We start from the raw sequence: 22,372 nt of genomic DNA on the forward strand, positions 1-22,372 counted from the left end.
CGACGCATCCCGCCCGAACTCACCGGGGCGGCTCCGGCAGCTCCTCGCCCGTCTCCAGGAGGGACTTGAGGCTGGAGAGCAACGCCGGCCACCCTTCGCCGATCATGCCGCGCATGGTGCTGTCCGGCTCCAGGTCGTCGTGCACGACGGTGAGCTTGACCGTGTCCCCGGCCGGCTCGATCTCGAACGTCACCTTCGAGCGGCGCTCCTTGGCGAGCTTCGCGTACACGTCGTCCCCGATGCCGACCGCCTCGGCCCACTCCGGCGTGAAGGTGTGCCAGGTGTACGAGAGTCGCCGGCCGGGCTCGGCCGCGAGTACCACCTGCTCGGGGTCGCTGGTCCTGCGGCCGCCCTCGTCCCAGACCATCGGCGATCCGGCCGTCCACGTGGTCTCGAAGGTCACGCCCCAGTAGCGCCGGGTGAAGGCCGGGTCGGTGAGGGCCTGCCACAGCTCGTCGGGGGTGGTGCGGATGTAGGTGGTGTAGACGAACGCGTTGCTGTCCATCGGGTTCTGCTCCAATGCTGACTTCAGGTCGGCGAGCGCACGGACGCGCTCGCGGGCGTACTGACTGATCCAGCGGTCCGCGATGGCATGGATCGGAGCGGCGTTCAGATAGTGCAGCTTCTCCCGTCCTCGCCGCACCGTGACCACCAGCCCCGCCGCCTCGAGAAGCGCCAGATGCTTGCTGACGGACTGCCGTGCCATGTCCAGACCCGCGCAGAGTTCGCGCAGGGTCTGGCCGTTGCGGGCGTTCAGGCTGTCGAGCAGCCGTCGCCGACTGGCATCGGCCAGTGCCTTGAACACCTCGTCCATCGCCCCACCTCAACATGCAGCCTTTTAGCTGCCTCCAAGATAGGCAGCTGCTCGGCTGCATGTCAACGACCCTCCGTTCCGGCGGGCCGGAGTGCAGCCGCCACCAGCCCTTCGATCTCCTCCGTGGCGACACTCCCGCCTCCGACGACACGATCGAGCACGAGCCCGTCCACACAGGCGAGCAGCGTCAGCGTGCGACCCTCGGGGTCCTCGACCCCCTGGGCGGCGAGGAAGTCACGGACCGCATCGCGCCCGGGGTTCTCGCGCGGCACCAGGATTTCGCGGAGTTCGGGGTCACGCACGCTCTCGACCACGCAGGCGTAGCGGGCCAGGGAGCGGCGCCGCCCCTCCCCACCGAGGCGCGCGGCGACCAGCAGACCGATGCCATGGGCGAGTTCGGCGGCGGAGCGCGGCCCGGGGATGCGTTCTCCGGCCGCCCGCAGCTCGGCCTGGTCGAGTTCGACCAGGCGGCGGACCAGGGCGGTCAGGAGGGCCGAGCGGGTGCGGTAGTACGCCGAGGTGGTGCCGGCCGGCAGCCGTGCGGCGGCATCGACCGCACGGTGGGTCAGGCCGCGCATCCCGGCGTCGGCGAGGACACCGAGCGCGGCGTCGGCAAGGAGGGTACGTCGATCGGAGGTCACCCCCTCTTTCTACACCTGTAGAGGACGCACGCTACGCTTTCTACAGATGTAGAAGACGCCTGAGTCGGTTCGGTGAAAGGGCTGGTCGCCATGGGGAACATCGCTGTCGTCGTCGGTGCGGGCATCGGAGGGCTCGCCGCCGCCATCGGGCTGCGGCGCGTCGGCTGGGAGGTGCGGGTCGTGGAACGCGCCCGCGTCCTCGACGACGCGGGCGCCGGAATCTCGCTGGCTGCCAACGGCATTCGCGCCCTGGACGAACTCGGCGTCGGCCCCTCCATTCGGGCGGCCGCGCGCGGTCAGTACACCGGCGGCACCCGCACTCCGGACGGATCATGGCTCGCCCGGATGGACGGCGCCGCGCTCGAACGCGCCCTGGGCACCCCCATCGTCGGCATACCGCGCGCCACGCTGCACCGTCTGCTGCGTGACGCGCTGCCGCCCGAGAGCGTGAGCATCGGAGTCGAGGTGACCGAGGTCGACCGCTCGACTCCGGGCCCCGTCCGCCTACGGACCCGGCCGTCCGGCCCCTCGGCCGCCCCGGGCACCGGCGCGGAGCTCCACGCAGACCTGGTCGTGGCTGCCGACGGCGTCAACAGCCGTACCCGGGCCGCCCTCTTCCCCGACCACCCGGGACCGGCGTACAGCGGCTCGACCGTGCTCCGCGCCCTCACGGAACCGCTGGACCTCACCACGGACTTCGAGATCACCTGGGGGCACGGCGCCGAGTTCGGGCACATCGCGCTCGACGACGGGCGTGCGGAGTGGCACGCCGTCCTCAACGCCCCCGCGGGAGTCCGGCACACCGATCCGCTCGGCGAGGTCCGCAGGCGTTTCGCCGGCTGGCACCAGCCCATCGGGCGACTCCTCGACGCGACCCGCCCCGAGTCCGTCCTCCACCACGACATCCACGAACTGGTCTCACCGCTCCCCTCCTTCGTCTCCGGCCGGGTCGCCCTGCTCGGCGACGCGGCCCACGCGATGACCCCGAACCTCGGCCAGGGCGCCTGCCAAGCCCTGGAGGACGCCGTCGTACTGGCCGCCGCCCTGGCGCGCGACCCCGACACCGACACGGCGCTGGCCGCCTACGACTCCGAACGCCGCCCACGGGCCCAGTCGGTCACCGTCGCCGCCCGCAAGGCCGGCCGCATGGGGCAGCAGCTCGCCGGCCCGGCGGCGGTCACCCTGCGCAACGCGGCCCTGCGACTGGCCCCGTCGGGCATGGCGCTGCGCATGATCCTCCGGCACGCCGACTGGACCCCGCCCAGGCTCCCCGCGGCGGGTCCGGGTACGTCGCTCGTTGAATAGGTGCGGACGAAACCAGGTGCGGACAAAACTACTCAACGAGGCTGCTAGTTTGTCCGGATGTCCCTCAAGCACGCGGTCCTGGCAGCTCTCCTGGAGGGCGAGGCCTCCGGATACGACCTGGCCAAGATCTTCGACGTGTCCGTGGCCAACTTCTGGGCCGCCACGCCGCAGCAGCTCTACCGGGAGTTGGACCGGCTCTCCGACGCAGGTCTCATCGCCGCCCGTGTCGTACAGCAGGAACGGCGCCCGAACAAGCGGATGTTCTCGCTCACCGACGCGGGGCGCCAGGACCTGATGGCCTTCACGGCTCAGCCGCCGCGCCCGACCGCCATCCGTGACGAGCTGATGGTCCAGGTCCAGGCCTGCGACGAGGGCGACACCGACGCGGTGCGCGGTTTCGTCGAGGAGCGGATGGAGTGGGCCCGGGGCAAGCTGGCACGGTGGGAGCGGCTGAGGGAGTGGATGCTCGACGGCCGGGACGAGGCCACGTACCTCCGCGAGGCGGAGCGGATCGGCCCCTATCTCACGCTGATGCGGGGCCGCTCCCTGGAGGAGGAGAACCTGCGCTGGGGCGAGCAGGTGCTCGAGATCCTGGACCAGCGCCGGACCGTGCGCCAGCATGCCTGACGTACGACCGGGCCCGAATCGGCACCCATCGGCACGCCTATGCTTGGCGCTGTGACGGATAGAAGGAGCAATGGCGGAGCGGCCGCCGACCCGATGGACGAACCGAGCCGGTCGGAGGCTTCGCCGCGCGGGGCGGGGGTGGCTTCGCGCGGACCGCTCGACCTGTCGCTGCTGCGCACCTTCCTCGCCGTCCACCGCACGGGCTCCTTCACGGCCGCGGCCCGGCTGCTGAGCCTGTCCCAGCCGACCGTCACGACCCAGATCCGTTCACTCGAACGCCGCCTCGACCGCGAGCTGTTCGAGCGGCAGCCGCGGGGCGTGGCGCCGACGCCGTACGCCGACGAGCTGGCCGCGCAGGTGGCGGGGCCGATCGACGCGCTCGCCGCGGTGGCCGATCACGGCCCGGGGGGCGCGCCTTCCCTCCAGCCGGTCCATCTCGCCGGGCCCGCCGAATTCCTCTGCGTGACCGCCCTGCCCGCTCTCGCGCCGCTGGTCGGGGAGGGCGTGCGGCTCCAGGTGACGCCCGGACTCACCGACGAGCTCCTCGACGGGCTGCGGGCGGGTCACCACGATCTGGTGATATCGACGGTCCGCCCGCGCGGGCGGACCCTGACCTCCGTACCGCTGGACGACGAGGAGTTCGTGCTCGTCGCATCGCCCGAATGGGCGCGCCGGATCGGCCCGGACGCCGTGGCCGAGGACGGCCCGGCAGCGCTGCACGGTGTGCCGATGGTGATGTACGCGGAGGATCTGCCGATCGCCCGCCGTTACTGGCGCCATGTCTTCGGCCGGCGTCTGACCGGCGAGGCCGCCGTCACCGTGCCCGATCTCCGGGGTGTCGTGGCCGCGGTCGCGGCGGGGGCCGGCTTCAGCGTGCTGCCGCGATATCTCTGCCGCGCGGAACTCGACGCGGGTCGGCTCGTGGCGCTGCTGGAGCCGGAGGACCCGCCGATCAACACCGCCTATCTGGTCCAGCGGCCCGGCACCCCCGAGAACCCGCACGTGACGCTCGTACGCGATCGACTACTGGCCGCCGCCCGCGACTGGTGACGCGCCTCCTTACCCTGCGGTAACGTCACCGGTCGTCGACCGGAGGCGCCGGTCGCGGACAAGGGGCGGACCGGATGAACGTCGGTGACATCGTCGAGGACTTCACTCTCCCGGACGAGACGGGGACACCCCGCTCGCTGGTCGGCCTCCTCGCGGACGGGCCGGTCGTCCTGTTCTTCTACCCGGCGGCCCTCACCGCCGGCTGCACCGCCGAGGCCTGCCACTTCCGGGATCTGGCCGACGAGTTCCGGGCGGCGGGTGCGCGCCCGGTCGGTATCAGCTCCGACGTCGTGGAGCGGCAGCAGGAGTTCGCCGAGCGCCACTCGCTCGGCTACCCGCTGCTGTCCGACCCGCAGGGCGCGATCCGCGACCGGTTCGGGGTGACGCGGGGCTTCTCGCTCGCACCGACGAAGCGGGTCACGTTCGTCATAGACACGGACCGCCGGATCCTGGAGGTGGTCCGCAGCGAGCTGAGGATGAGCGTCCATGCCGACCGCGCGCTGGCGGCGCTGAAGACCCGCACGGCCTGACGGGCAGGGTCCGGACCGGGCACGGGTGCTCTGACGCCCCGCCCCGACATGCGGCAGGGCCGGGGTTGGGCAACACTCGCTCGTACGCGGTCGACTTCCGGCCGCGGCCGGAACGGAGTGTAGGCATGGACGACTACCCCCTCCTCAATGTGTTCTGGACCATGCTCTGGTTCTTCATCTGGATCATGTGGCTGTTCCTGCTGTTCAAGGTCATCACGGACATCTTCCGGGACCACGACATGAACGGCTGGGCCAAGGCGGGCTGGCTGATCCTGTGCATCGTGCTCCCGTACCTCGGCGTGCTGATCTACGTGATCGCCCGCGGCAAGAGCATGACCCAGCGGGACCTCAAGCAGGCCAAGGAGAGCGAGGCCGCGTTCCAGTCGTACATCCGCAAGACGGCGGGGACGACCTCCGGCGGCGGGCATGCCGACGAACTGGCACGGCTCGCCGAGCTGAAGGAGAAGGGCGCCATCACGAACGAGGAGTTCGAGAAGGCGAAGGCCAAGGTCCTGTCCTGACGGACGACGAGAAGGAAGCGTCCACCGAAGCGCTCTCCCGCTCCCTGCTGCGGGAGGCGCTCGCCGACCCGGGGCGGCTCCCGGAGCTTCTGGCGGGGTACGCCCTGCGGCACATGGGCCCGCGGGCCGGGCGACGCGTGGAGCGCCTGCGCAAGGAGCATCCGCAGGCCACCCCCGGCGAGCTCCGGGCCATGGCGGCGGAGCGAGGCCGGCGCGCGGTCACGGCCGAAGGGTCCTTCGTGGGCGGCCCGTTCATCCTGCTCGTGCCCTTCGCCTTCTGCGGGGCACTGCTGCTCCAGGCACGGACGATCCTCGAACTGGCGGGCCTCGAAGGCCGGGACACCACCGATCCCGAGCGTGCCGCCGAACTGCTCGTGCTGCAAGGGGTGTACGAGGACACCGCCGCTGCACGCACCGCCCTGCGCACACGCCCGACAGCACGCGGCAGCAGTCGTCCCCGGCCCGGCAGAATCGCCGCGCTCCGGGACCTGGTCATGCGGATGGCCCGCCTCCTCGGCCTCATCACGCCCGACGACGACGGCCGCAGCCGCCTCGTCCGCATCGGCCAGTGGTCTCTCGTCGTCGTGGTCTTCCTCATCGGTCTCGTGGCGCCGCTGGTGTGGATGCCCTATCTGGGGGTCTCGTTCTACCGGGCCACCACCCAGGTGACGGACCGGGCGATCCTCTTCTACGTCGGCAGCCGCGACACGCGTGCGCCACGTCCGGGCCGCCTCAGACCGGAGATGGTGGGCGCCGGCCTGCGTGCGTTGGCGTCGATCCTGGTACCTGCCGTGAGTGTGGCTCTGGTCCTCTTCACGGATTTGGAGCTCGGGGGCGCGCGGTGGCCGCTGATCACACTGCTGTTGATCGTTTCGCCTGTGGTCGTGGGCGGCCTCTGGCTGTGGCGCCGCCACTCCTCGGCCCACCGCGAGGACCCTTAATAGGTGTCCAAGATGCTTGTTTGATACGTTCATGGCGTGCGGCTGACGAAATTCACCGACCTGGCGCTTCGTGCCGTGATGCGCCTGGCGGTCCCCGGAGCTCCCGGGCAGGACCCTTCCGCCACCACCCGCGAGGTCGCGGAGGTGATGGCGGTGCCCTACGCCCATATGGCGAAGGTGGTCACGCGACTCCAGCACCTCGGGGTCGTGGAGGCCCGGCGTGGTCGGGGTGGCGGTCTCGCCCTGACCGAAACCGGTCGGCGCGCCTCTGTCGGCTGGCTGGTGCGGATGCTCGAGGGCGAGGAGGAGGTCGTCGCCTGCGAAGGCGACACCCCCTGCCCGCTGCGCGCGGCCTGCCGCCTGCGCGGGGCCCTCCGCGAGGCGCAGGAGGCGTTCTACCGCACACTCGATCCACTGACGGTCGCGGACCTGGTCGAGTCCCCCACCGGTCCGGTGCTCGTCTCACTGAGCGCGCGCCACTCCGACTGACTCCCCTCCCCGATCCAACTCCGTACCTCTTCATCGCTTTAAATACGTAGATCATCTACCACTTAGAGTGTCGATGCTGTCCGAGCAGGCCGTCCCGGTCGTCCGAGCCACCCTCCCCGTCGTCGGAGCCTCGCTCGGCGACATCACCGATCGCTTCTACGCCGGACTGTTCGCGGCCCACCCCGAGCTCCTGCGGGATCTGTTCAACCGTGGCAACCAGGCCAACGGCGACCAGCGGCGCGCTCTGGCCGGCTCGATAGCCGCGTTCGCCGGGGCGCTCCTGGACAGCCCGGACACCCGGCCGGACGTCATGCTCTCCCGTATCGCGCACAAGCACGCCTCGCTGGGTGTCACGTCCGAGCAGTACAAGGTCGTCCACGAGCATCTCTTCGCCGCGATCGTCGACGTGCTCGGCGAGACCGTGACCCCCGAGGTGGCACGGGCATGGGACGAGGTCTACTGGCTGATGGCGAATGCCCTCATCGCCCTGGAGGCCCGTCTCTACGAGGAGACGGGTGTCGCGGAAGGCGGGGAGCGTCGGTCGATGGAGATCGTCGAGCGCCACCAGGAGGCGGCCGACACCGTCTCCTTCACCCTGCGGCACTCCGACGGGCGGCCGGCGGAGCCGTTCCGGCCGGGGCAGTACGTGAGCGTACGGGTCGAACTGCCCGACGGCGCCCGGCAGATCCGCCAGTACAGCCTCTCCGCCGCGCCCGGCCTCCCGCACTGGCGGATCACCGTGAAGCGCGTCCACGGCGACCCGGCGGGCGAGGTCTCGAGCCGGCTGCACGAGCACGCTCGCGTGGGCGACACGGTCGAGGTCTCCGCGCCGTTCGGCGATCTCGTCCTGCCCGAGGGCGAGGGACCGCTGCTCCTCGCCTCCGCGGGGATCGGCAGCACGCCGATGCTGGCCATGCTCGGCCACCTCGCCGCCATCGGCTCGCGCCGCCCCGTCACCGTCGTCCACGCCGACCGGTCCCCGGCGGACCATGCGCACCGCGAGGAGCTGCGGAGTCTGGTCGACGCGCTGCCGCAGGGCTCCCTCCACCTCTGGTACGAGGAGCCGGGCGACGCCATCGACGCACGCCTCGGCCGCGCGGACGTCACCGCGCTCGACGTACCCGCCGACGTGACGGCGTACCTCTGCGGCCCCTTGCCGTTCATGCGGCAGGTTCGCGGTGGCCTGCTGGCCGGCGGGGTCGCCGCGGCTGCCGTGCACTACGAGGTCTTCGGCCCGGATCTGTGGCTGGGCGCCGCCTAGGGTCGCCCCGGCGGCGCCTCCGGGAGCCGGGGCTCCGAGGCCCGGCCGGCCCCGCGCCGTCGGCGGTGCGGGACCGGCCGGGCGGCCGGGCTCGGTTCAGCAGCTCATCGCCCAGGTGTGGGAGTCCCCGCGGTCGTTGGCGGCACCGTTGTAGCCGACCTCCTGGCCGGGCGCCAGGCAGATCGTCATCGAGCCGCCCTGATGGGCGCTCTCGTACACCTTGACGTGGTCCTTGATTCCCGGGCCGGAGATGCCGTGGTTGGCCCAGGAGGAGTCGGTGTCGGCGATCCAGCTCTCCCACCAGCCGTCGTCGCCGCTCCAGTTGGCCCGCTGGCCGCCGAAGTTGGCCTCCTGCCAGACACAGAACTCGCCGCTCGGGCATTCGGCCGCCTGGACCGGCGCGGTCAGGGCGAGGCCGCCGGCGAGGGCGAGCAGAGCCGCGGCGGTGGTGGTCAGAATGCGCTTCATCAGGTGTGGGTGCCTTTCCCTGTGGTGGTGCCCGCGGACAGTTCGGCTGCCCGCTGCAGCGCGCGGTCGCGCAACTGCCGGTAGGTGGTGAGCTGATCGGCGCGCAGGACACGCACCTCCGCCAGCTCGGCGGGTTCCAGCCGGGCGCGTACGTCGACGAGTCCGCTCTCGCGCTCGCACCGGGCGGTGACCGCGGGGTCGGGGCGATCGGGGCGCGGGCCGCCGGTCGCGGCGGCGCACCGGTTCCAGCGCTCCAGTGCCGCTCGGTGGGCGGGGTCGTTCTTCATCCGGGCCTGGGCCTCGGCGCGCAGGTTGTCGACGGTCACCTGGGCGCGGAACCAGCGGCTCGGGTCGCCGTAGAGGGTCTGGCGTGCGCCGGCCAGGCAGCCGTCGGTATGGGCGGTGACGGTGTGGCCGGTGGCGAGCTTGAGGGACAGCTCGCGGGGGCCGGTCCCGAAGAGGGCTGCCTGGAGGCGACGGGCGGCCTCGGGGGTGCGCGGCTTGGCGGCGAGGGTGAGCCCCTGGGCGTCGAGGCAGCGGTCGACGAGGGCGCGCTCGACGGTCCTGAGGAGCTCGTCCTGAGCCTGGGGCGTCGGCGGGACGGTCGGTCCGGATGTGGTGGTGACGCAGCCCGTGAGGATCAGCGCGGCGACCGCGGTCCCGACGGTGCGGCGGATGTGCGCGGTCGTGCGGAGCATTGCGATCCCCCTCGCGAAGTGCCTGGTCAGCGGGGAGTCATGGTGATCATCCCGGCCCGGAACGATCATTGCCCGGGCGGAAGCGGGCCATGCGGGAGGTCACTCGAAGGGGTCGAACGCGCCGGAGCGTGCGCCGCTCGGGAGCTGCCCGCGCCTGCGGAAAGGTGTCGAAGGGGGTCCGGCCTGCGGAAAGGTGTCGAAGGGGGTCCGGGAACGACACGGCCCCGGTTGGACGGGGGATTCCAACCGGGGCCGTTTGCCGTGACGAGAAGAGCGGTCACCTCAAGGGGGGACTCGGGGACCGGACCCCTTCACTGTCACATATGCATGAACGATAAACCTTCATGCGGTGTTCCACGATGTCCGAGGTGACCGCTGTGAGACACCTCACCCCGTTTTCACCGCTCCCCTGTCTCGCCCTACGGACGGTAGACCTCGCCGGGCTCGGCCTTGCCCGGCGCCAGCAGCTGCGGCACGGTCACGAACGTGAAGCCACGCTTCTTCAGCTCGTCGATGATCCCCGGGACGGCCGGGACGGTCCCGTCGTAGATGTCGTGCAGCAGGATGATCCCGTCACCCTCGGCACTGTCGAGTATGCGCTGCCGTATGAGCGCGGAATCGGTCGTGGAGTAGTCCTTGGCCGTGGCGCTCCACAGGATCTGCGCGAGACCGAGCTCGCGGCTCACATCAGACACCGTGCCGTCGGTGCGTCCCTGCGGCGGTCGCATCAGGGTGGGCCTGCGACCGGTGATCTTCTCGATCGCGTCCTGGGTGCGGGAGAGCTCGTCACGCACCTCCTCGGCGTCCAGGTCGGTCAGGACGCGGTGCGTCCAGGTGTGATTGGCGACTTCGTGCCCCTCGTCGGAGATGCGCTTGACCACCTCGGGATAGCGGTCCACATGCTTCTTGCCAAGCAGGAAGAAGGTGGCCGGGACCTGCTTCTCCTTGAGGACGTCGAGAAGGTGTGGCGTGTCCTTCCCGGGGCCGGCGTCGAAGGTCAGCGCGATGCACTTCACCTTGGCGCAGTCGACCGCTCCGCCCGCGCCCGGCTTGTCGTCCGAGCCGGCGGCCTCACCCCTGGCATCACCCGGGGTGATCGGGTCGACCCCGCAGCCACTGAGCCCCAGCATCAGAGAGGCCGCCGCCAGAAGGGCGACGGCCGGTCCCCGGCGCTTCCCCGGTTTGGTTCGGAACATGCTGCTGCAACCCACTTCCCCGTAGACGACTCAGAAAAGCCACTCGCGCCTGGTCAAGGGGGCTGCGAGTGGCAACGCCGAGCACTCTACACACGGTGTATACATGCCATGCATAGGGGTGGGGCAGCGATCCGCGCCCGGGGCCGCCGAGGCACACCTGTGCACCAGGTGGGCCGGACCGGGCACAACGTGCGCCGTGGGGGGCAAGAGCACAGCTGTGCCCGGGAGGCCGCCCGGGGCACACGTGTGCCCCGGGCGGCGCCCGTCCGCTCCGCCCGGGGCGTCCTGTGTGCCGGCGGGGCTCGGCTCCGGCGGGACGTGTGGGGGGCTTGGTCCGCGCTACCCGTCAGCGGGAGGCGAGCAGCAGCCGGGCCTCGGTCTCCTGGTCGCCGGAGACCGACTGCAGCGACTGGATGTCGAAGGTGGCGGCGAGTGTCTTCTCCATCTCGTCGACCGCGTGGTAACCGCCGGTGAGCAGCGCTCCGACCATCCCGTCCAGATGAACGGGGGTGGGCTCCTCCCGGCGGCCGGCGGCCGTGTCGAAGGTGGCCATCCAGACGTTGGCCGCGGGTGCCGTGGCGGCCCGCGGTCCCGGCGCCGTCATGTCCTCGAGCTCGTAGTAGTGGTCGAGGACGTCGAAGACGGCCTGGGCGTCCTCCCGGTTGCAGTCGCTCAGCTGCACCGTGACGTCGGTGTCGATGTGCGTGTCGTACACGTCGCTCATCTCCTCGCGGCCAGGCTGGCCGGTCGTTTCACGCTTCCAGCATCCCTCGCGGGCGGGCGTCCCGCGAGATCCGGACCGGCGTGCCGGGGGATTCGGAGGGCACGGACGCCATCCTTCCGGGACCATCGGGATTGAGGTGACCCCTGAGCGGTTACCCGCGAGGAGGGGGCTACATCGGGAGGTTCCGTGACCAGTGAGCCCAGTCGGCCCAGAGAGCAGACGGAGGGTGGCGGACCTTCCCGAGGCCGCAACGAGACGCCGGAGGAACGGGCGGACCGGCAGTGGGGCGAGTTGATGCAGGAGATCAGGGTCGCCCAGACGGGCGTGCAGATCCTGTTCGGCTTTCTGCTCACGGTCGTGTTCTCCACTCGCTTTCCGGAGCTGAGCGCGACCGACCGGACGATCTACATCGTCACCGTGTCGCTGGGAGCGGCGGCGACGGGCGCCCTGATCGGACCGGTCTCCTTTCACCGGCTGGTGGCAGGGCGGCGGATCAAACCGCATGCCGTGGTCTGGGCCTCACGGCTGACGTTCATCGGACTTCTGTTGCTGCTCGCGACGCTGGCGTCCGCGCTGCTGCTGATCCTGCGGGTGGCGACAGGGGACTCGTACGTGCCCTGGCTGGTCGGCGGACTGGTCGCCTGGTACCTGATCTGCTGGTACGCGCTGCCGCTCTGGGTGCGGGGTCGCTACACGAACGGCGGGAACAGGGACTGATTTTACGGTTCAGGACTGCCCGGTGACGTGCTCCACCGTGTCGGCCTCGGCTGCGGACTTGTCCGGGCGGTGGCGTACGACCCGGGCGAAGCGGAGGGTGATGCCCGCCGGGTAGCGGGTAGAACGCTGAAGGCCGTCGTAGGCGATCTCGACGACGAGCTCAGGGCGTACGCGTACGGTGAATCCGTCGTCGTCCACGGCCAGTTCGCCCAGCTTCTCGGTCTGCCAGCGCAGCATCTCGTCGGTGAGGCCCTTGAACGTCTTGCCGAGCATGACGAACGTGCCGTCGGCGGCGCGGGCGCCGAGGTGGAGGTTGGAGAGCAGTCCGGTGCGACGGCCGTGACCCCACTCCGCGGCGAGGACGACGAGGTCGAGGGTGTGCACGGGTTTGACCTTGAGCCAGGTGCGGCCGCGTCGGCCCGCCACATAGGGCGCGTCCAGCGCCTTGACCAGGACGCCTTCGTGCCCGAGGGCCAGGGTGTCGGTGAAGAACCGCTCCGCCGCCTCCACCTGGGCGGCGGATCCGGGGTCGTCGACGACGAACCGCCGCACGCGCAGGGACTCGGGGAGCAGCCGGGCCAGGACGGCATGACGTTCCTGGCCTGGGTGATCGATGAGCGCCTCGCCGTCCGCCGCGAGGACGTCGAAATAGACGGGTGAGAGGGGCACTGTGGCACGGGCCGTCTCGACGTCGACGCGTGAGCCGACCCGTGAGGCGATGTCCTGGAACGCCATCGGCCTCCGCGTGGCCGGGTCCAGGGCGATGACCTCGCCATCCAGGATGAACGAGTCGGCCGTCATCTCCCGGGCTCGGGCGACGACTTCGGGCAGCCGTCCGGTGATGTCGTCCAGGGAACGGGTGAACACCCGGACCTGGTCGCCGTGACGGTGCACCTGGATGCGGACGCCGTCGAGCTTCTCCTCGACGACGCAGGGGCCGAGGCCGGCGACGGCCTCAGTGACCGAGCCGGCGGTGTGGGCGAGCATGGGCAGGACGGGCGTGCCGACCCGCAGGGCGAAGGTGTCCAGGGCGGCCGGGCCGTCCGCGAGCACGGCCTGGGCGACGCGGGGCAGGGAGCCTTCGAGCATCACGGCGCGCCGGAGCTCGGCGGAAGGCACGGTGGCTGCGCGCGCGACGCCCTCCAGCGCGATGGCGTCCAGGGCGCCCTGGCGCACGTCACCCGAGAGCAGCCGGAGCAGGAACTCCTGCTCCGGCCGGGTGGCACCGGCCATGAGTTCGTGCACGAGCCGGGCCCGCTCCGCCTGCGAACCGGCGCCGGACACGGCCGCGAGCGCGGTCATGACGGCATCGGCGCCGGCGAGCGTGAGGGTCGGGTGCTCGGCGGGTGGCACGGCCGGCGGGATCGCGTTCTTGAGGACGCTCCAGCCGACACCGATGCGCCCCTGCGGCAGTCGGCCGGAGAGATACGCGATCACCAGCGGGCTCTCCTCGGGCGCGGCCTCCGCGAACAGCTCGGCAAGCACGGCGATCTTCCGTGAGCGGGCAGAGGTGGCGGCGACCTGCTGGGAAGCGTCCGCGACTCGGGCCAGAAGCATGGGCCCATCCTCCCCCGCGCTCACGGCAACCCGCCATCGGGCGCGGTGCGGAATCCCGCCATTCCCGGCCACGCCTGCCGTCTGCGTTCACACGCCGATCAGGCTTTGCCTCCTACGGAAGGGCCGCCTGGGCGGCGTTCTCGGTACTCGTTCGCGAGCAGCGAATCCATGGTCCCGCGCAGATGCTCGACGAAGTTCTCGAACTGTCGTAGCTGCTCCGGGGTGTACTGCGCCATCTCCGCGGCCATGCGCTCCGCGTAGGGGCCGAAGAACTCCTCGGCCCGCGGCCTGATGGCGGGGCTGCTGCGCAGTGTGACGACTCTGCCGTCGGTGTGCTCACGGGTGCGGACGACATGCCCGGCGAGTTCGAGGCGGTTCAACAGGATGGTCGTGGCGCCGGACGACAGGGAGATGCGCTCGCTCAGCCTGGCGGGAGACAGGGGAGAGCCCTTGTCCTCGGCGTAGAGGATCTCGGCAAGGGCCGCGGCGTCGGTGGAGTGCAGCCCCAGCCAGGTCGCGAGGCGCCGAGTGAGCTCGGTGTAGTTGGCGCCGAACCCTCGCAGCCGGTCCATGAGGCGGTCGCGTTGAACCTCCACGCCGCCGAACTCCGGTTTCACCACTGGCCTGCTCCCCTTCCCGATCCACACGGATCGGCGCGTGCCCGACTGCTCCGTTGACAACCTACCCGAGTAAAAACTAACTTTGCGACAAAGGTAGTTACCTTTACAGTAAAGCTATCCAAGAGCGGAGCCCCTTGTGGACGTCACAACAGAACCCCCTTCTCCACGGCGCTGGTTAGGGCTCATCGCCGTATCTCTGGGCGTGGCCCTGATCGTCGTCGACCTCACCATCGTCAACGTGATCCTCGCCCCGGTCATCGAGGAGCTCTCGCTCGACACGATCGAGGCACAGTGGGTTCAGGAGTCCTACGCGATCGTCTTCGCCGGACTGCTGCTCGTCTCCGGACGCCTCTGCGACCTGCACGGCGCCCGCCGCATCTTCCTCATCGGCCTCGTCGTGTTCGGCCTGACGAGCGTGCTGGCCGCGATCGCGCCGAACGGCGGCCTGCTGATCCTGGCACGGTTCCTGCAGGGCATCGGCGGCGCCCTGATCCTGCCGACCTCGTTGGCCCTGGTCAATGCGACGTTCACAGGGCGGGCGCGAAGTCAGGCGTTCGCGATCTGGGGTTCGACCATCGGAGCCACCGCAGCCGTCGGCCCACTGTTGGGCGGCTGGCTCGCGGACTTCTCGTGGCGTTGGGCCTTCGGTATCAACGTTCCACTCGTGGCGGTGATCATCACAGGTGCCCTGCTCCACCTTCCGGCCTCGCCCCGCACCCGAGGGAGTGTCGACGTCCTCGGCGGAATCCTCTCGGCGCTCGGCCTCGGGCTCCTGGCCTTCGCACTGATCGAAGGCCGTACGTACGGCTGGTTCATGACGCGGGAGCCACTGGATATCGGCGGCTTGTCGTGGAGTGGTGGTCCTTCCCCGGTCTTCGTCGCACTGGTCGTGTCCGCTCTGGCCCTGTGCGCCTTCTGGCGCCGGCAGACGGCGCTCAGCCGCGAGGACCGCGAGTCGCTGATGGATGTGCGGCTGTTCTCCGTCCCCTCCTTCCGCAACGGCAACGTCGTCACTCTGGTCGTCGGCCTCGGCGAATTCGGCATCATCGCGGTGATCCCACTCTGGTTGCAGTTCGCCCTGGACTACAGCGCCTTCCAGGCGGGCCTCGCGCTCGTCGCCCTCGCCGTAGGCAGTTTCTGCGCGAGCGGCGCGAGTTTCTCGATGACCGCCTCAGCGCTCACCCAAGTGCGCACGGGTCTGTCCCTGGAAGCCGGCGGCCTGGCGATGCTGGGGCTGTTCGCGACCACCGACAGCACCTGGTGGCTGATCGCGAGCGCGCTCTTCCTCTACGGCATCGGCGTCGGCTTCGCCACCGCGCAGGTCACCAACATCGTTCTCGCGGACGTGCCGACCGAAAGCGCCGGACAGGGCTCGGGCATCCAGAGCGCGGCACGCGAACTGGGCTCCGCGCTGGGCATCGCCGTACTCACCACCCTGTTCTTCAGCACGCTCACGTCCACGCTGCGTGACCGCCTCGCCGGCACCGAGCTCAGCGGCCCGGACGCGGAACGGCTCAGTGGAGCCGTGACGGAGAGCGCCGGGTCGGTGATCCCTGCGCTGTCGTCCGACCCACGGACGGCAGCTGCCGCGGACGCCGCGCGCGAGGCGATGACCGATGGGCTTCAGGTGTCCGCCTCCGTCTGCGCAGGACTGCTGGTGCTCGCACTCGTGGCCACGCTGTTCATCGCTCCCAGGACCGCGACCGTCACCGCCGTGCGCGAGCTGCCGAAGCAGGAGTCGAGCCCTCGATAGCCGGGCCCTGGCCCAGCACCGTTGCCTCCTTGTCTCCGGCCGTCCCCGCCTTCCGGCGACGGAGGCGGTCGAGGAGGCTGCGGCGGGTGCGGTGGGTGGAGGGGCGCGGGAGCATGGCCGGGCGGGGCGGCCGGGCGACGACCGGTCCGACTCCCCCGTCCGGGCGCGGGGCCTGGCGGTCCGCGCGGGCCTCGTCCAGTGCGAGGGCCAGGCTCATGCGGTGCCAGAGGATCTCGTCCGGGTCGTCCGCCAGCATCAGTCGGTCCGCGATCTCGCGAGAGGTCGCCGACTCCGGGCGCCCGGACGGTGGTTCCGGACGCAGCCGGTCCAGATGGGTACGTTCGTAGGGATCGTCGACGACCTCGGCCAGCTGGACGGGGTCCAGGAGCGAGGCGATCGCCGCCGCCCGCACCCATGGGTCCTCGGTCGCGCGGAGCAGCAGCCCCAGCCGCCGGGCACGCCAGTTCCGGGGCCGCCGGTCCTCGCCTCCGTCGACCCTCTCGCGGACCTCCCGCGGCAGCCTGCCGGTCAACAGGGTCTGCCGCGTCAGGGCGAACTCGCCCAGCTCACCGGCGAGATAGAGCCAGACCACGGCGCGGTAGCGGTTCAGATAGAACCGCACCGGGCTGAAGTGCCCCGTCCTGGCGAGCTTGGTGAAGCGGTCCGGCGTCACGGAGAGCAGCTCGGCCGCCTCCGTCGTACCGACCGTGCGAACGCGGTCGCGCAGTCCGTCCGGGAAGTCCGGCGCGGCCCTGAGCCGGTCGATCTCGGCCCGCTCCACCCGGCGCCGCCCGCTCGGTGCGCCGGCGGCCCCCGGCCCCTTGGGCGCACCGGGCGCGACGTCCGGCACCGTCCTCACCAGTCCCAACTGGACGGCGAGCTGGAACTCGTCGCGCCTCAGTTCCAGTTCCTGCGCTGCCCGCGTCGATGCCACCGCGCGCGTGCCTTCTTCCACCGTCATGACGGTCTCCCCCGTGAGCGACGAATACTCTCGGTGACGACCGTAGCCCGCAGCGCCCCGTTCCCGCTCGGCCTGTGGACAACCGTGGAACGCGCCGGCCGACCGCCTCGGCCCGGTGCCTGTGGACAACCTCAGAGCTCGGCTACGCCCGCCCTGCCCGGCTGTCGCGCCGCCACACCGAGGTGCTCGCCGACCCGGTTCACCAGCAGCGTCATCTCGTAGGCGACTTGGCCGACATCCGCCTCCGCCGCGCTCAGCACGCACAGGCAACTGCCTTCGCCCGCCGCCGTCACGAAGAGCAGAGCCTCGTCGAACTCGACCATCGTCTGCCGGGCGCGGCCTGCCTGGAAGTGCCGGCCCGAGCCACGGGCCAGGCTGTGCAGACCCGAGGACACCGCGGCCAGATGCTCGGCGTCCTCCCGCTCCAGACCACTGCTCGCACCTGTCACCAGCCCGTCGTTCGACAGCACCAGCGCGTGCCGTATGTACTCGACCCGCTGGGTCAAGTCGTCCAGGAGCCAGTCGAGTCCCTTGTCCAGCGCCATGTGTCGGTCCTTCCCCCTGTGTGTGGCGTCCCCGTCGACCCGAAGTCCCCGCGGTCCGCGTGTCGCGCGCAAGCCTTACGCACTGTCGTGGACAGAGCAAGCACCCCTGGACGCCTCGCGTGGCTCACCATGGGGCCATGGCAAAGATGACCGAGGAACAGTGGCGGGCCTTCGTCTCCGAGGGAACACGCACCGGCAAGCTGGCGACCGTGCGCGCGGACGGAAGTCCGCACCTGGCGCCGATCTGGTTCGTGCTCGACGGCGACGACTTCGTCTTCAACACCGGTAAGGACACCGTGAAGGGGCGCAACCTGGCCCGCGACGGACGCGTGGTCCTGTGCGTCGACGACGACCGGCCGCCGTTCGCCTTCGTCACGCTCCAGGGCCGTGCCGAGATCAGCGAGGACCCGTTCGAGCTGCGCCGCTGGGCCGCCCGGATCGGCGGCCGCTACATGGGCGAGGACCGCGCCGAGGAGTTCGGCGAGCGCAACGGAGTCCCCGGCGAACTGCTGGTCCGCGTACGGATCGACAAGGTGGTCGCCCAGGGCGGCGTCTCCGACTGACCCTGGGCCTCGGGAGCCCCGATCCTCCTCACCCGACGGAGTCCAGCAGCCGGGCCGTGTGCATCCGTCCGGCGTATTCGACGAGCCGGATCAACACTTCCTTGCCCGAGTCCCGGTCCCGCGCGTCGCACAGCACCACAGGTGTACCGCGGTCCAGGTCCAGCGCGCGCGAGACCTCGTGCGCGCCGTAGTTCCGGGCGCCGGCGAAGCAGTTGACCGCGACGACGAAAGGGATCTTGCGGTGCTCGAAGTAGTCCACCGCGGGGAAGCAGTCCTCGAGTCGTCGCGTGTCGGCCAGGACGACGGCACCGAGCGCACCCTGGGACAGCTCGTCCCAGAGGAACCAGAACCGGTCCTGTCCCGGTGTACCGAACAGGTAGAGCGAGAGCCCGGAGCGGATGGTGATGCGGCCGAAGTCCATCGCCACGGTCGTGGTGGTCTTCTGGGCGACGCCTCCGGTGTCGTCGACGGTCTCCCCTGCCCGGCTGAGCTGTTCCTCGGTGCGCAGCGGACGGATCTCGCTGACCGCGCCCACCAGGGTGGTCTTGCCGACGCCGAACCCGCCGGCGACCAGGATCTTCAGGGCGAGGGCCGTGGTGTCCACACCGCCGCCCGCACCGGTGCTGCTGTCAGAGCGCTCGTAGGCCATCGATGACTTCCCTCAGGATCCGTTCGTCGGGCAGCTGTGCGGGCGGCACCGGTCGACTGACCTTGACGAAGCCCGCTTCGAGGAGGTCGCCGAGGAGTACACGGACGACCCCGACGGGCAGGTCGGCGTCGGCGGCCAGCTCGGCCACCGACTGCGTCTCCGCCCGGCACAGGGTGAGCAGGGCCCGGTGCTCCGGGCCGAGGAGCGACTCCTCGGCCCGGCCGGGTGGGTTGTCGTCGACGACGACGAGTGCGATGAGGTCGAACCGTACGTTGCTGGGTCCCGGCTTCGTACGGCCACCGGTCATGGCATACGGGCGGACGAGCGGCCCCGCGTCCGCGTCGTACCAGTGACTGCCCGGCACGGCCTGGCCGTCGCCGATGCTGTCCTCGTTCATGGGTGTCTCCGGTCAGCCCGCGGCCGGCGGGGTCGTGGTGAGCCGCGGCGGGGTGTGGAGGTGTTCGCCGACCCGCTTCACCAGGCGGGCCATCTCGTAGGCGATGAGGCCGATGTCGGCGCTCACGGAGCTGAGGACGGCGAGACAGGAACCGTCTCCGGCAGCGGCGACGAACAGGAAGCCGTCGTCCATCTCCACCATGGTCTGGCGCACGCCGCCGGTGTGGAACTGGCGGCCCGCGCCCTTGGCGAGGCTGTTGAACCCCGAGGCGATGGCGGCCAGATGCTCGGCGTCCTCCCGGCTGAGGCCGCTGGAGGAGCCGACGGCCAGCCCGTCGTTGGACAGCACGACCGTGTGCCGGACTTCGCGGACCCGGACGACGAGGTCGTCGAGGAGCCAGTCGAGTTCGCCGGAGCGATGGTGGGAAATCCTCTCGTGGTCGATCATGCGGGGTCTCCTTCATTGCCGAATTCGCGGCCGAGGTCACGGTCGTGGTCATGGTCGAGGTCGCTGCCCGGGCCTGTGCCCGGGTCGTTGGCGAAGTGGCGGCCGGGATCGGCGACGACGTCGCGGCCCGGGTCGTGGCCGACGTGACGGCCGGGATCGCTCGCGAAGTCGCGGCCCGGGTCGTGGCCGAAGGCGCGGCCGGTGCCCGTCCCGAGGGGGCGCCGAGTGCCGGGGGCTGCTCCGCCTCCTCGCGTCCAGCCGTCGCGGTAGGCGGTCATGCGGTCCCTGACCTGTTCGGGGGTGCGTTCGTCCGCGCCCTGGACGGCCGGGGTGGGCGGGAGGTCGGCCGGTGGCGCCTCGCGCAGCTGCGGTACGAGGCTGGCCTGGCGCACACGGCGCGGCAGATCGCCGGAGTCGTCGACAGCGGCTTCCTTGGGGCCGGATTCGGCCGAGGCCGAGGCCGGCGCCGGCTGCGGGGGCTGGGGCTGGGGCTGGGCCGAACGGCCGCGCTGACGCAGGGTGGTGACCCCGGCGGGCGGCTGCTCCGGGAAGCTCGCCTCCGGGCCTTCCGGCTGTCCCGCGAGTGCCGGGATGCGCGGCGGGCGCGGCAGCGGCTGTGCCGGGGACGGTGCGGGGGCCATGGCGACGGGCTTCTGGTGCCGGGGGCGGGGGAAGGGGGTCTCCGGCCCGGTCTCGGCGCGCCCGCGCTCTCCGTGCGTACGGGGCGGCGCGTAGCCGTGCGCGGTGTCCGCACGGGAGCCCTCGGACGCCCGCGGGTCAGGCGCGCTCCTCCCGGGCGGAAGCGCGCTCTGCAGCACGTCGTTGGGGAGCAGGACGACCGCTGTCGTGCCCCCGTACGGCGAGGTCCGCAGATGGACCTTGATCTCGTGCCGGGAGGAGAGCCGGCTGACCACGAAGAGGCCGAGCCTGTCGCTGTCGAACAGGTCGAGGGCCTCGGACTGCTTGATCCGGGTGTTGGCCTCGGCGAGGCTCTCCTTACCCATGCCGAGCCCCCGGTCCTCGATCTCCAGGGCGTAGCCGTTGCCGACCGGTTCGCCGCTGATCCGCACCTTGGTGTGGGGCGGGGAGAACTGGGCGGCGTTCTCGATGAGCTCGGCCAGCAGGTGGGTGAGGTCGGCGACGGCGCCGCCGACGACGGCCGTCTCGGGGAGCTGCCGCATCTCCACGCGCGCGTAGTCCTCGATCTCGGAGACGGCGGCCCGTACGACGTTGGTGAGCGGGACCGGCATCCGCCAGGCACGGCCGGGGGCGGCGCCGGAGAGGATGATCAGGCTCTCGGCGTGGCGTCGCATCCGGGTCGTGAGGTGGTCGAGCCTGAAGAGGTCGCCGAGTTCGTTCGGGTCGTCGGCCCTGCGCTCCATGCTGTCCAGCAGGTTGAGCTGGCGGTGGACCAGAACCTGGCTGCGGCGGGCGAGGTTGACGAAGACGCCGGAGATGCCACTGGCGAGTTCGGCGCGTTCCACGGCGGCGGAGAGCGCTGCCCGGTGGACGGTGGTGAGCGCCTCTCCGACCTGGCCGATCTCGTCCTGAGGGGCGGGTCCCGGCGGGGCCTCGGCCTGGACGTCGATCTCCTCGCCGGCCCTCAGCCGCGTCATCGCGGCGGGGAGTTTACGGCGGGCGATCGCCAGAGCGGTGTTGCGCAGGCTGATCAGTTCGATGACCAGGGCGCGTCCGATGCGTACGGAGATGACGAGGGAGGCGGCGACGGCGGCGAGGCCGAGCAGCACCGCCGCGCCTCCGGCCGTCAGCACGCCTCCCGCGAACGGGTCGGCCCGTTCGGCCGCCGCGCGCCGGGCGTCCGTCTCGATGGTGCTGAGCCCACCGCGTACGACCGCCATGGCGTCGTCCCAGGTGGCGGCGGGCACGGCCTGGGCGGCCTTGCGGCCGGGAGCCGCGGCGCGTACCCGGTCCTCCGCGGCGGTGAGCTGCTGGTAGCCGCGCTGGGCGGCGAGGTTCTCCCAGGCGGCGCGCTCGGCTCCGCGCAGGTCGGCGGTGGCGGCCTCGGTGAGGGTGCGGCGCGTCTCGACGGCCCCGGTGAACTGCCGGAGCCTCTCCGCACCGAACTCTCCGCCGAGGTGGGCCGAGGCGAGCAGGGCGTCCTCGCGGGCGAGCATCTCGCCGGCGCGGCCGAATTCCAGCAGCACGCGCGCGTCGGAGCCGATCTCCGCGTCCTGGATGCCGCTCAGTGCGCCGTCGACGGCGAAGGCGGCGGTGATCGCGGCCGTGTACTCCTTGTACACCTGGTCCCAGTCGGCGTTGCCTGCGGCCGCGGCGGTACGGAGTCGGTCGAGGCCCTCGGCCTTGGTGACGAACCGTCCGATCCGGTCGGCGACGTTGCGGGGCAGGTCCCCGGTGTCGCCGACGGTGTGCCCGCCGTCGAGGCGGAGCCGGGCGACGGCTGCGTCCGTGCGCCGCATCTGCTCCTTGAGTTCGGTGACGCGTCCGGCGCCGGGCACGGCGACCTGGCGCACGGCGGCACGGCGTTCGGCCTGCAGGGCGGTGACGGCGGCGGCGACGGGCTCGCGGATCTCCGCGTCGACCCGCTGGAGTTCGCGGAGTCGGGCGATGTCCTGAGCGGTGGTGACGGTGGCGAATCCCCACAGGGCCAGCAGCGACACGACGGGGACCATCAGCAGCGAGACGATCTTCGCCCGGACGGTCCTGGGGCGCAGCCCGCGGCGTCGGGGCGGGGCGGACGGCCTGACCGCCCGACCGCCCGGGTCGGCCTGTGCCTCGGGGGCACGCTCCGCGGGTTCGTCGGCGGGCGGCCCTGCGTGCGCGCGCCGTCCGCGCGCCGCCTGCGGCGCCGGGGTGTCGGCGTCCTTGGTCTTGCGGGGAGTTCGCATGGCCTCCTCGTTCCGGCTGCGTCTGTCCAGG

The 22,372-nt window shown here is 71.4% G+C and carries 25 protein-coding genes; 11 read left to right on the forward strand and 14 right to left on the reverse strand.

The window, feature by feature from the left end; translation table 11 throughout:
* Positions 1 to 19: 19 nt before the first annotated feature.
* Entirely contained in the window at positions 20 to 814 is a 795-nt protein-coding gene (locus ACZ561_RS09955) for an ArsR/SmtB family transcription factor (RefSeq protein ID WP_470991782.1), read from the reverse strand.
* Positions 815 to 876: 62 nt separating this feature from the next.
* Entirely contained in the window at positions 877 to 1,455 is a 579-nt protein-coding gene (locus tag ACZ561_RS09960; protein WP_470991785.1) for a TetR/AcrR family transcriptional regulator, read from the reverse strand.
* Between the two features lie 90 nt (positions 1,456 to 1,545).
* Here ACZ561_RS09960 and ACZ561_RS09965 point away from each other — a divergent pair, with 90 nt between their 5' ends.
* The 8 genes from ACZ561_RS09965 (at position 1,546) to ACZ561_RS10000 (ending at position 8,179) form a co-directional block, all read left to right on the forward strand.
* Positions 1,546 to 2,760: an FAD-dependent monooxygenase gene (locus ACZ561_RS09965; protein ID WP_470991788.1), complete on the forward strand. Its 1,215-nt coding sequence runs from the start codon at positions 1,546 to 1,548 to the stop codon at positions 2,758 to 2,760.
* A 57-nt stretch (positions 2,761 to 2,817) separates the two neighbouring features.
* Positions 2,818 to 3,387: a PadR family transcriptional regulator gene (locus ACZ561_RS09970; RefSeq protein WP_470991791.1), complete on the forward strand. Its 570-nt coding sequence runs from the start codon at positions 2,818 to 2,820 to the stop codon at positions 3,385 to 3,387.
* 93 nt (positions 3,388 to 3,480) lie between these two features.
* Complete coding sequence (locus tag ACZ561_RS09975; protein WP_470992954.1) at positions 3,481 to 4,437, forward strand: LysR family transcriptional regulator; 957 nt, start codon at positions 3,481 to 3,483, stop codon at positions 4,435 to 4,437.
* A gap of 74 nt (positions 4,438 to 4,511) precedes the next feature.
* Positions 4,512 to 4,967 carry a peroxiredoxin gene (locus ACZ561_RS09980; protein ID WP_470991794.1) on the forward strand — a complete coding sequence of 152 codons (456 nt, stop codon included), beginning with the start codon at positions 4,512 to 4,514 and terminating at the stop codon, positions 4,965 to 4,967.
* Between the two features lie 125 nt (positions 4,968 to 5,092).
* A complete protein-coding gene (locus ACZ561_RS09985; protein ID WP_470991797.1) occupies positions 5,093 to 5,488 on the forward strand; it encodes an SHOCT domain-containing protein in 396 nt (131 codons plus the stop codon).
* Positions 5,489 to 5,601: 113 nt separating this feature from the next.
* Positions 5,602 to 6,429 carry a hypothetical protein gene (locus ACZ561_RS09990; protein ID WP_470991800.1) on the forward strand — a complete coding sequence of 276 codons (828 nt, stop codon included), beginning with the start codon at positions 5,602 to 5,604 and terminating at the stop codon, positions 6,427 to 6,429.
* Between the two features lie 36 nt (positions 6,430 to 6,465).
* Complete coding sequence (locus tag ACZ561_RS09995) at positions 6,466 to 6,918, forward strand: RrF2 family transcriptional regulator (protein ID WP_470991803.1); 453 nt, start codon at positions 6,466 to 6,468, stop codon at positions 6,916 to 6,918.
* Between the two features lie 73 nt (positions 6,919 to 6,991).
* Positions 6,992 to 8,179, forward strand: a complete 1,188-nt coding sequence (locus tag ACZ561_RS10000) for a globin domain-containing protein (RefSeq protein ID WP_470991806.1) — start codon at positions 6,992 to 6,994, stop codon at positions 8,177 to 8,179.
* Between the two features lie 96 nt (positions 8,180 to 8,275).
* On the opposite strand, the gene ACZ561_RS10005 is transcribed toward ACZ561_RS10000, so the two are convergent.
* From ACZ561_RS10005 to ACZ561_RS10020, 4 genes are all read right to left on the reverse strand, one after another.
* A complete protein-coding gene (locus ACZ561_RS10005; protein ID WP_470991809.1) occupies positions 8,276 to 8,647 on the reverse strand; it encodes a peptidase inhibitor family I36 protein in 372 nt (123 codons plus the stop codon).
* The gene (locus tag ACZ561_RS10010) at positions 8,647 to 9,345 is read right to left on the reverse strand and encodes a hypothetical protein (protein ID WP_470991812.1); all 699 of its coding nucleotides are present in this window, start codon (positions 9,343 to 9,345) and stop codon (positions 8,647 to 8,649) included. Before ACZ561_RS10010 ends, ACZ561_RS10005 begins: the two co-directional genes overlap by 1 nt.
* A 419-nt stretch (positions 9,346 to 9,764) precedes the next feature.
* Positions 9,765 to 10,541 (reverse strand): polysaccharide deacetylase family protein, encoded by a 777-nt coding sequence (locus ACZ561_RS10015; protein WP_470991815.1) that lies wholly within the window; start codon positions 10,539 to 10,541, stop codon positions 9,765 to 9,767.
* Between the two features lie 346 nt (positions 10,542 to 10,887).
* The gene (locus ACZ561_RS10020) at positions 10,888 to 11,265 is read right to left on the reverse strand and encodes a hypothetical protein (RefSeq protein ID WP_470991818.1); all 378 of its coding nucleotides are present in this window, start codon (positions 11,263 to 11,265) and stop codon (positions 10,888 to 10,890) included.
* A 186-nt stretch (positions 11,266 to 11,451) separates the two neighbouring features.
* Here ACZ561_RS10020 and ACZ561_RS10025 point away from each other — a divergent pair, with 186 nt between their 5' ends.
* Positions 11,452 to 11,982 carry a DUF6328 family protein gene (locus ACZ561_RS10025; RefSeq protein ID WP_470991821.1) on the forward strand — a complete coding sequence of 177 codons (531 nt, stop codon included), beginning with the start codon at positions 11,452 to 11,454 and terminating at the stop codon, positions 11,980 to 11,982.
* Between the two features lie 9 nt (positions 11,983 to 11,991).
* Here the strand turns inward: ACZ561_RS10025 and ACZ561_RS10030 are convergent, their stop codons facing one another.
* Positions 11,992 to 13,539, reverse strand: a complete 1,548-nt coding sequence (locus ACZ561_RS10030; RefSeq protein ID WP_470991824.1) for an ATP-dependent DNA ligase — start codon at positions 13,537 to 13,539, stop codon at positions 11,992 to 11,994.
* Between the two features lie 98 nt (positions 13,540 to 13,637).
* Positions 13,638 to 14,111 (reverse strand): MarR family winged helix-turn-helix transcriptional regulator, encoded by a 474-nt coding sequence (locus tag ACZ561_RS10035; RefSeq protein WP_470992957.1) that lies wholly within the window; start codon positions 14,109 to 14,111, stop codon positions 13,638 to 13,640.
* 250 nt (positions 14,112 to 14,361) lie between these two features.
* Between ACZ561_RS10035 and ACZ561_RS10040 the strand changes: the two genes are divergently transcribed.
* Entirely contained in the window at positions 14,362 to 15,912 is a 1,551-nt protein-coding gene (locus ACZ561_RS10040; RefSeq protein WP_470991827.1) for an MFS transporter, read from the forward strand.
* On the opposite strand, the gene ACZ561_RS10045 is transcribed toward ACZ561_RS10040, so the two are convergent.
* Together ACZ561_RS10045 and ACZ561_RS10050 are read right to left on the reverse strand one after the other, a co-directional pair.
* Positions 15,866 to 16,873, reverse strand: coding sequence for a DUF6397 family protein (locus ACZ561_RS10045; RefSeq protein WP_470991830.1), 1,008 nt, complete (start codon positions 16,871 to 16,873; stop codon positions 15,866 to 15,868). The two genes, ACZ561_RS10040 and ACZ561_RS10045, sit on opposite strands and share 47 nt — an antisense overlap.
* Positions 16,874 to 17,004: 131 nt before the next feature.
* A complete protein-coding gene (locus ACZ561_RS10050; protein ID WP_362357998.1) occupies positions 17,005 to 17,418 on the reverse strand; it encodes a roadblock/LC7 domain-containing protein in 414 nt (137 codons plus the stop codon).
* A 137-nt stretch (positions 17,419 to 17,555) separates the two neighbouring features.
* On the opposite strand from ACZ561_RS10050, the gene ACZ561_RS10055 reads away from it, so the two are divergent.
* Positions 17,556 to 17,981, forward strand: coding sequence for a PPOX class F420-dependent oxidoreductase (locus tag ACZ561_RS10055; RefSeq protein WP_470991834.1), 426 nt, complete (start codon positions 17,556 to 17,558; stop codon positions 17,979 to 17,981).
* Between the two features lie 28 nt (positions 17,982 to 18,009).
* Here the strand turns inward: ACZ561_RS10055 and ACZ561_RS10060 are convergent, their stop codons facing one another.
* Genes ACZ561_RS10060 through ACZ561_RS10075 form a run of 4 tightly spaced genes read right to left on the reverse strand, consistent with a single transcriptional unit; the run spans position 18,010 to position 22,341 of the window.
* The gene (locus ACZ561_RS10060; protein ID WP_470991837.1) at positions 18,010 to 18,630 is read right to left on the reverse strand and encodes a GTP-binding protein; all 621 of its coding nucleotides are present in this window, start codon (positions 18,628 to 18,630) and stop codon (positions 18,010 to 18,012) included.
* Positions 18,611 to 19,027 (reverse strand): DUF742 domain-containing protein, encoded by a 417-nt coding sequence (locus ACZ561_RS10065; RefSeq protein WP_376434100.1) that lies wholly within the window; start codon positions 19,025 to 19,027, stop codon positions 18,611 to 18,613. The genes ACZ561_RS10060 and ACZ561_RS10065 overlap by 20 nt, the downstream gene beginning before the upstream one ends.
* A gap of 12 nt (positions 19,028 to 19,039) precedes the next feature.
* On the reverse strand, positions 19,040 to 19,474 hold the full coding sequence (locus ACZ561_RS10070) for a roadblock/LC7 domain-containing protein (protein WP_470991841.1): 435 nt from the start codon (positions 19,472 to 19,474) through the stop codon (positions 19,040 to 19,042).
* Entirely contained in the window at positions 19,471 to 22,341 is a 2,871-nt protein-coding gene (locus ACZ561_RS10075) for a sensor histidine kinase (protein ID WP_470991844.1), read from the reverse strand. Before ACZ561_RS10075 ends, ACZ561_RS10070 begins: the two co-directional genes overlap by 4 nt.
* Positions 22,342 to 22,372: the final 31 nt, after the last annotated feature.

It is taken from the genome of Streptomyces sp. NPDC039609, assembly GCF_055596705.1.

Coding starts and splice junctions, on each gene's coding strand:
- ACZ561_RS09955 (WP_470991782.1), bottom strand. CDS start 814: ATGGACGAGGTGTTCAAGGCACTGGCCGATGCCAGTCGGCGACGGCTG.
- ACZ561_RS09965 (WP_470991788.1), top strand. CDS start 1,546: ATGGGGAACATCGCTGTCGTCGTCGGTGCGGGCATCGGAGGGCTCGCC.
- ACZ561_RS09970 (WP_470991791.1), top strand. CDS start 2,818: ATGTCCCTCAAGCACGCGGTCCTGGCAGCTCTCCTGGAGGGCGAGGCC.
- ACZ561_RS09975 (WP_470992954.1), top strand. CDS start 3,481: ATGGACGAACCGAGCCGGTCGGAGGCTTCGCCGCGCGGGGCGGGGGTG.
- ACZ561_RS09980 (WP_470991794.1), top strand. CDS start 4,512: ATGAACGTCGGTGACATCGTCGAGGACTTCACTCTCCCGGACGAGACG.
- ACZ561_RS09985 (WP_470991797.1), top strand. CDS start 5,093: ATGGACGACTACCCCCTCCTCAATGTGTTCTGGACCATGCTCTGGTTC.
- ACZ561_RS09990 (WP_470991800.1), top strand. CDS start 5,602: ATGGGCCCGCGGGCCGGGCGACGCGTGGAGCGCCTGCGCAAGGAGCAT.
- ACZ561_RS10000 (WP_470991806.1), top strand. CDS start 6,992: ATGCTGTCCGAGCAGGCCGTCCCGGTCGTCCGAGCCACCCTCCCCGTC.
- ACZ561_RS10005 (WP_470991809.1), bottom strand. CDS start 8,647: ATGAAGCGCATTCTGACCACCACCGCCGCGGCTCTGCTCGCCCTCGCC.
- ACZ561_RS10010 (WP_470991812.1), bottom strand. CDS start 9,345: ATGCTCCGCACGACCGCGCACATCCGCCGCACCGTCGGGACCGCGGTC.
- ACZ561_RS10015 (WP_470991815.1), bottom strand. CDS start 10,541: ATGTTCCGAACCAAACCGGGGAAGCGCCGGGGACCGGCCGTCGCCCTT.
- ACZ561_RS10020 (WP_470991818.1), bottom strand. CDS start 11,265: ATGAGCGACGTGTACGACACGCACATCGACACCGACGTCACGGTGCAG.
- ACZ561_RS10030 (WP_470991824.1), bottom strand. CDS start 13,539: ATGCTTCTGGCCCGAGTCGCGGACGCTTCCCAGCAGGTCGCCGCCACC.
- ACZ561_RS10035 (WP_470992957.1), bottom strand. CDS start 14,111: ATGGACCGGCTGCGAGGGTTCGGCGCCAACTACACCGAGCTCACTCGG.
- ACZ561_RS10045 (WP_470991830.1), bottom strand. CDS start 16,873: ATGACGGTGGAAGAAGGCACGCGCGCGGTGGCATCGACGCGGGCAGCG.
- ACZ561_RS10050 (WP_362357998.1), bottom strand. CDS start 17,418: ATGGCGCTGGACAAGGGACTCGACTGGCTCCTGGACGACTTGACCCAG.
- ACZ561_RS10055 (WP_470991834.1), top strand. CDS start 17,556: ATGGCAAAGATGACCGAGGAACAGTGGCGGGCCTTCGTCTCCGAGGGA.
- ACZ561_RS10060 (WP_470991837.1), bottom strand. CDS start 18,630: ATGGCCTACGAGCGCTCTGACAGCAGCACCGGTGCGGGCGGCGGTGTG.
- ACZ561_RS10065 (WP_376434100.1), bottom strand. CDS start 19,027: ATGAACGAGGACAGCATCGGCGACGGCCAGGCCGTGCCGGGCAGTCAC.
- ACZ561_RS10070 (WP_470991841.1), bottom strand. CDS start 19,474: ATGATCGACCACGAGAGGATTTCCCACCATCGCTCCGGCGAACTCGAC.
- ACZ561_RS10075 (WP_470991844.1), bottom strand. CDS start 22,341: ATGCGAACTCCCCGCAAGACCAAGGACGCCGACACCCCGGCGCCGCAG.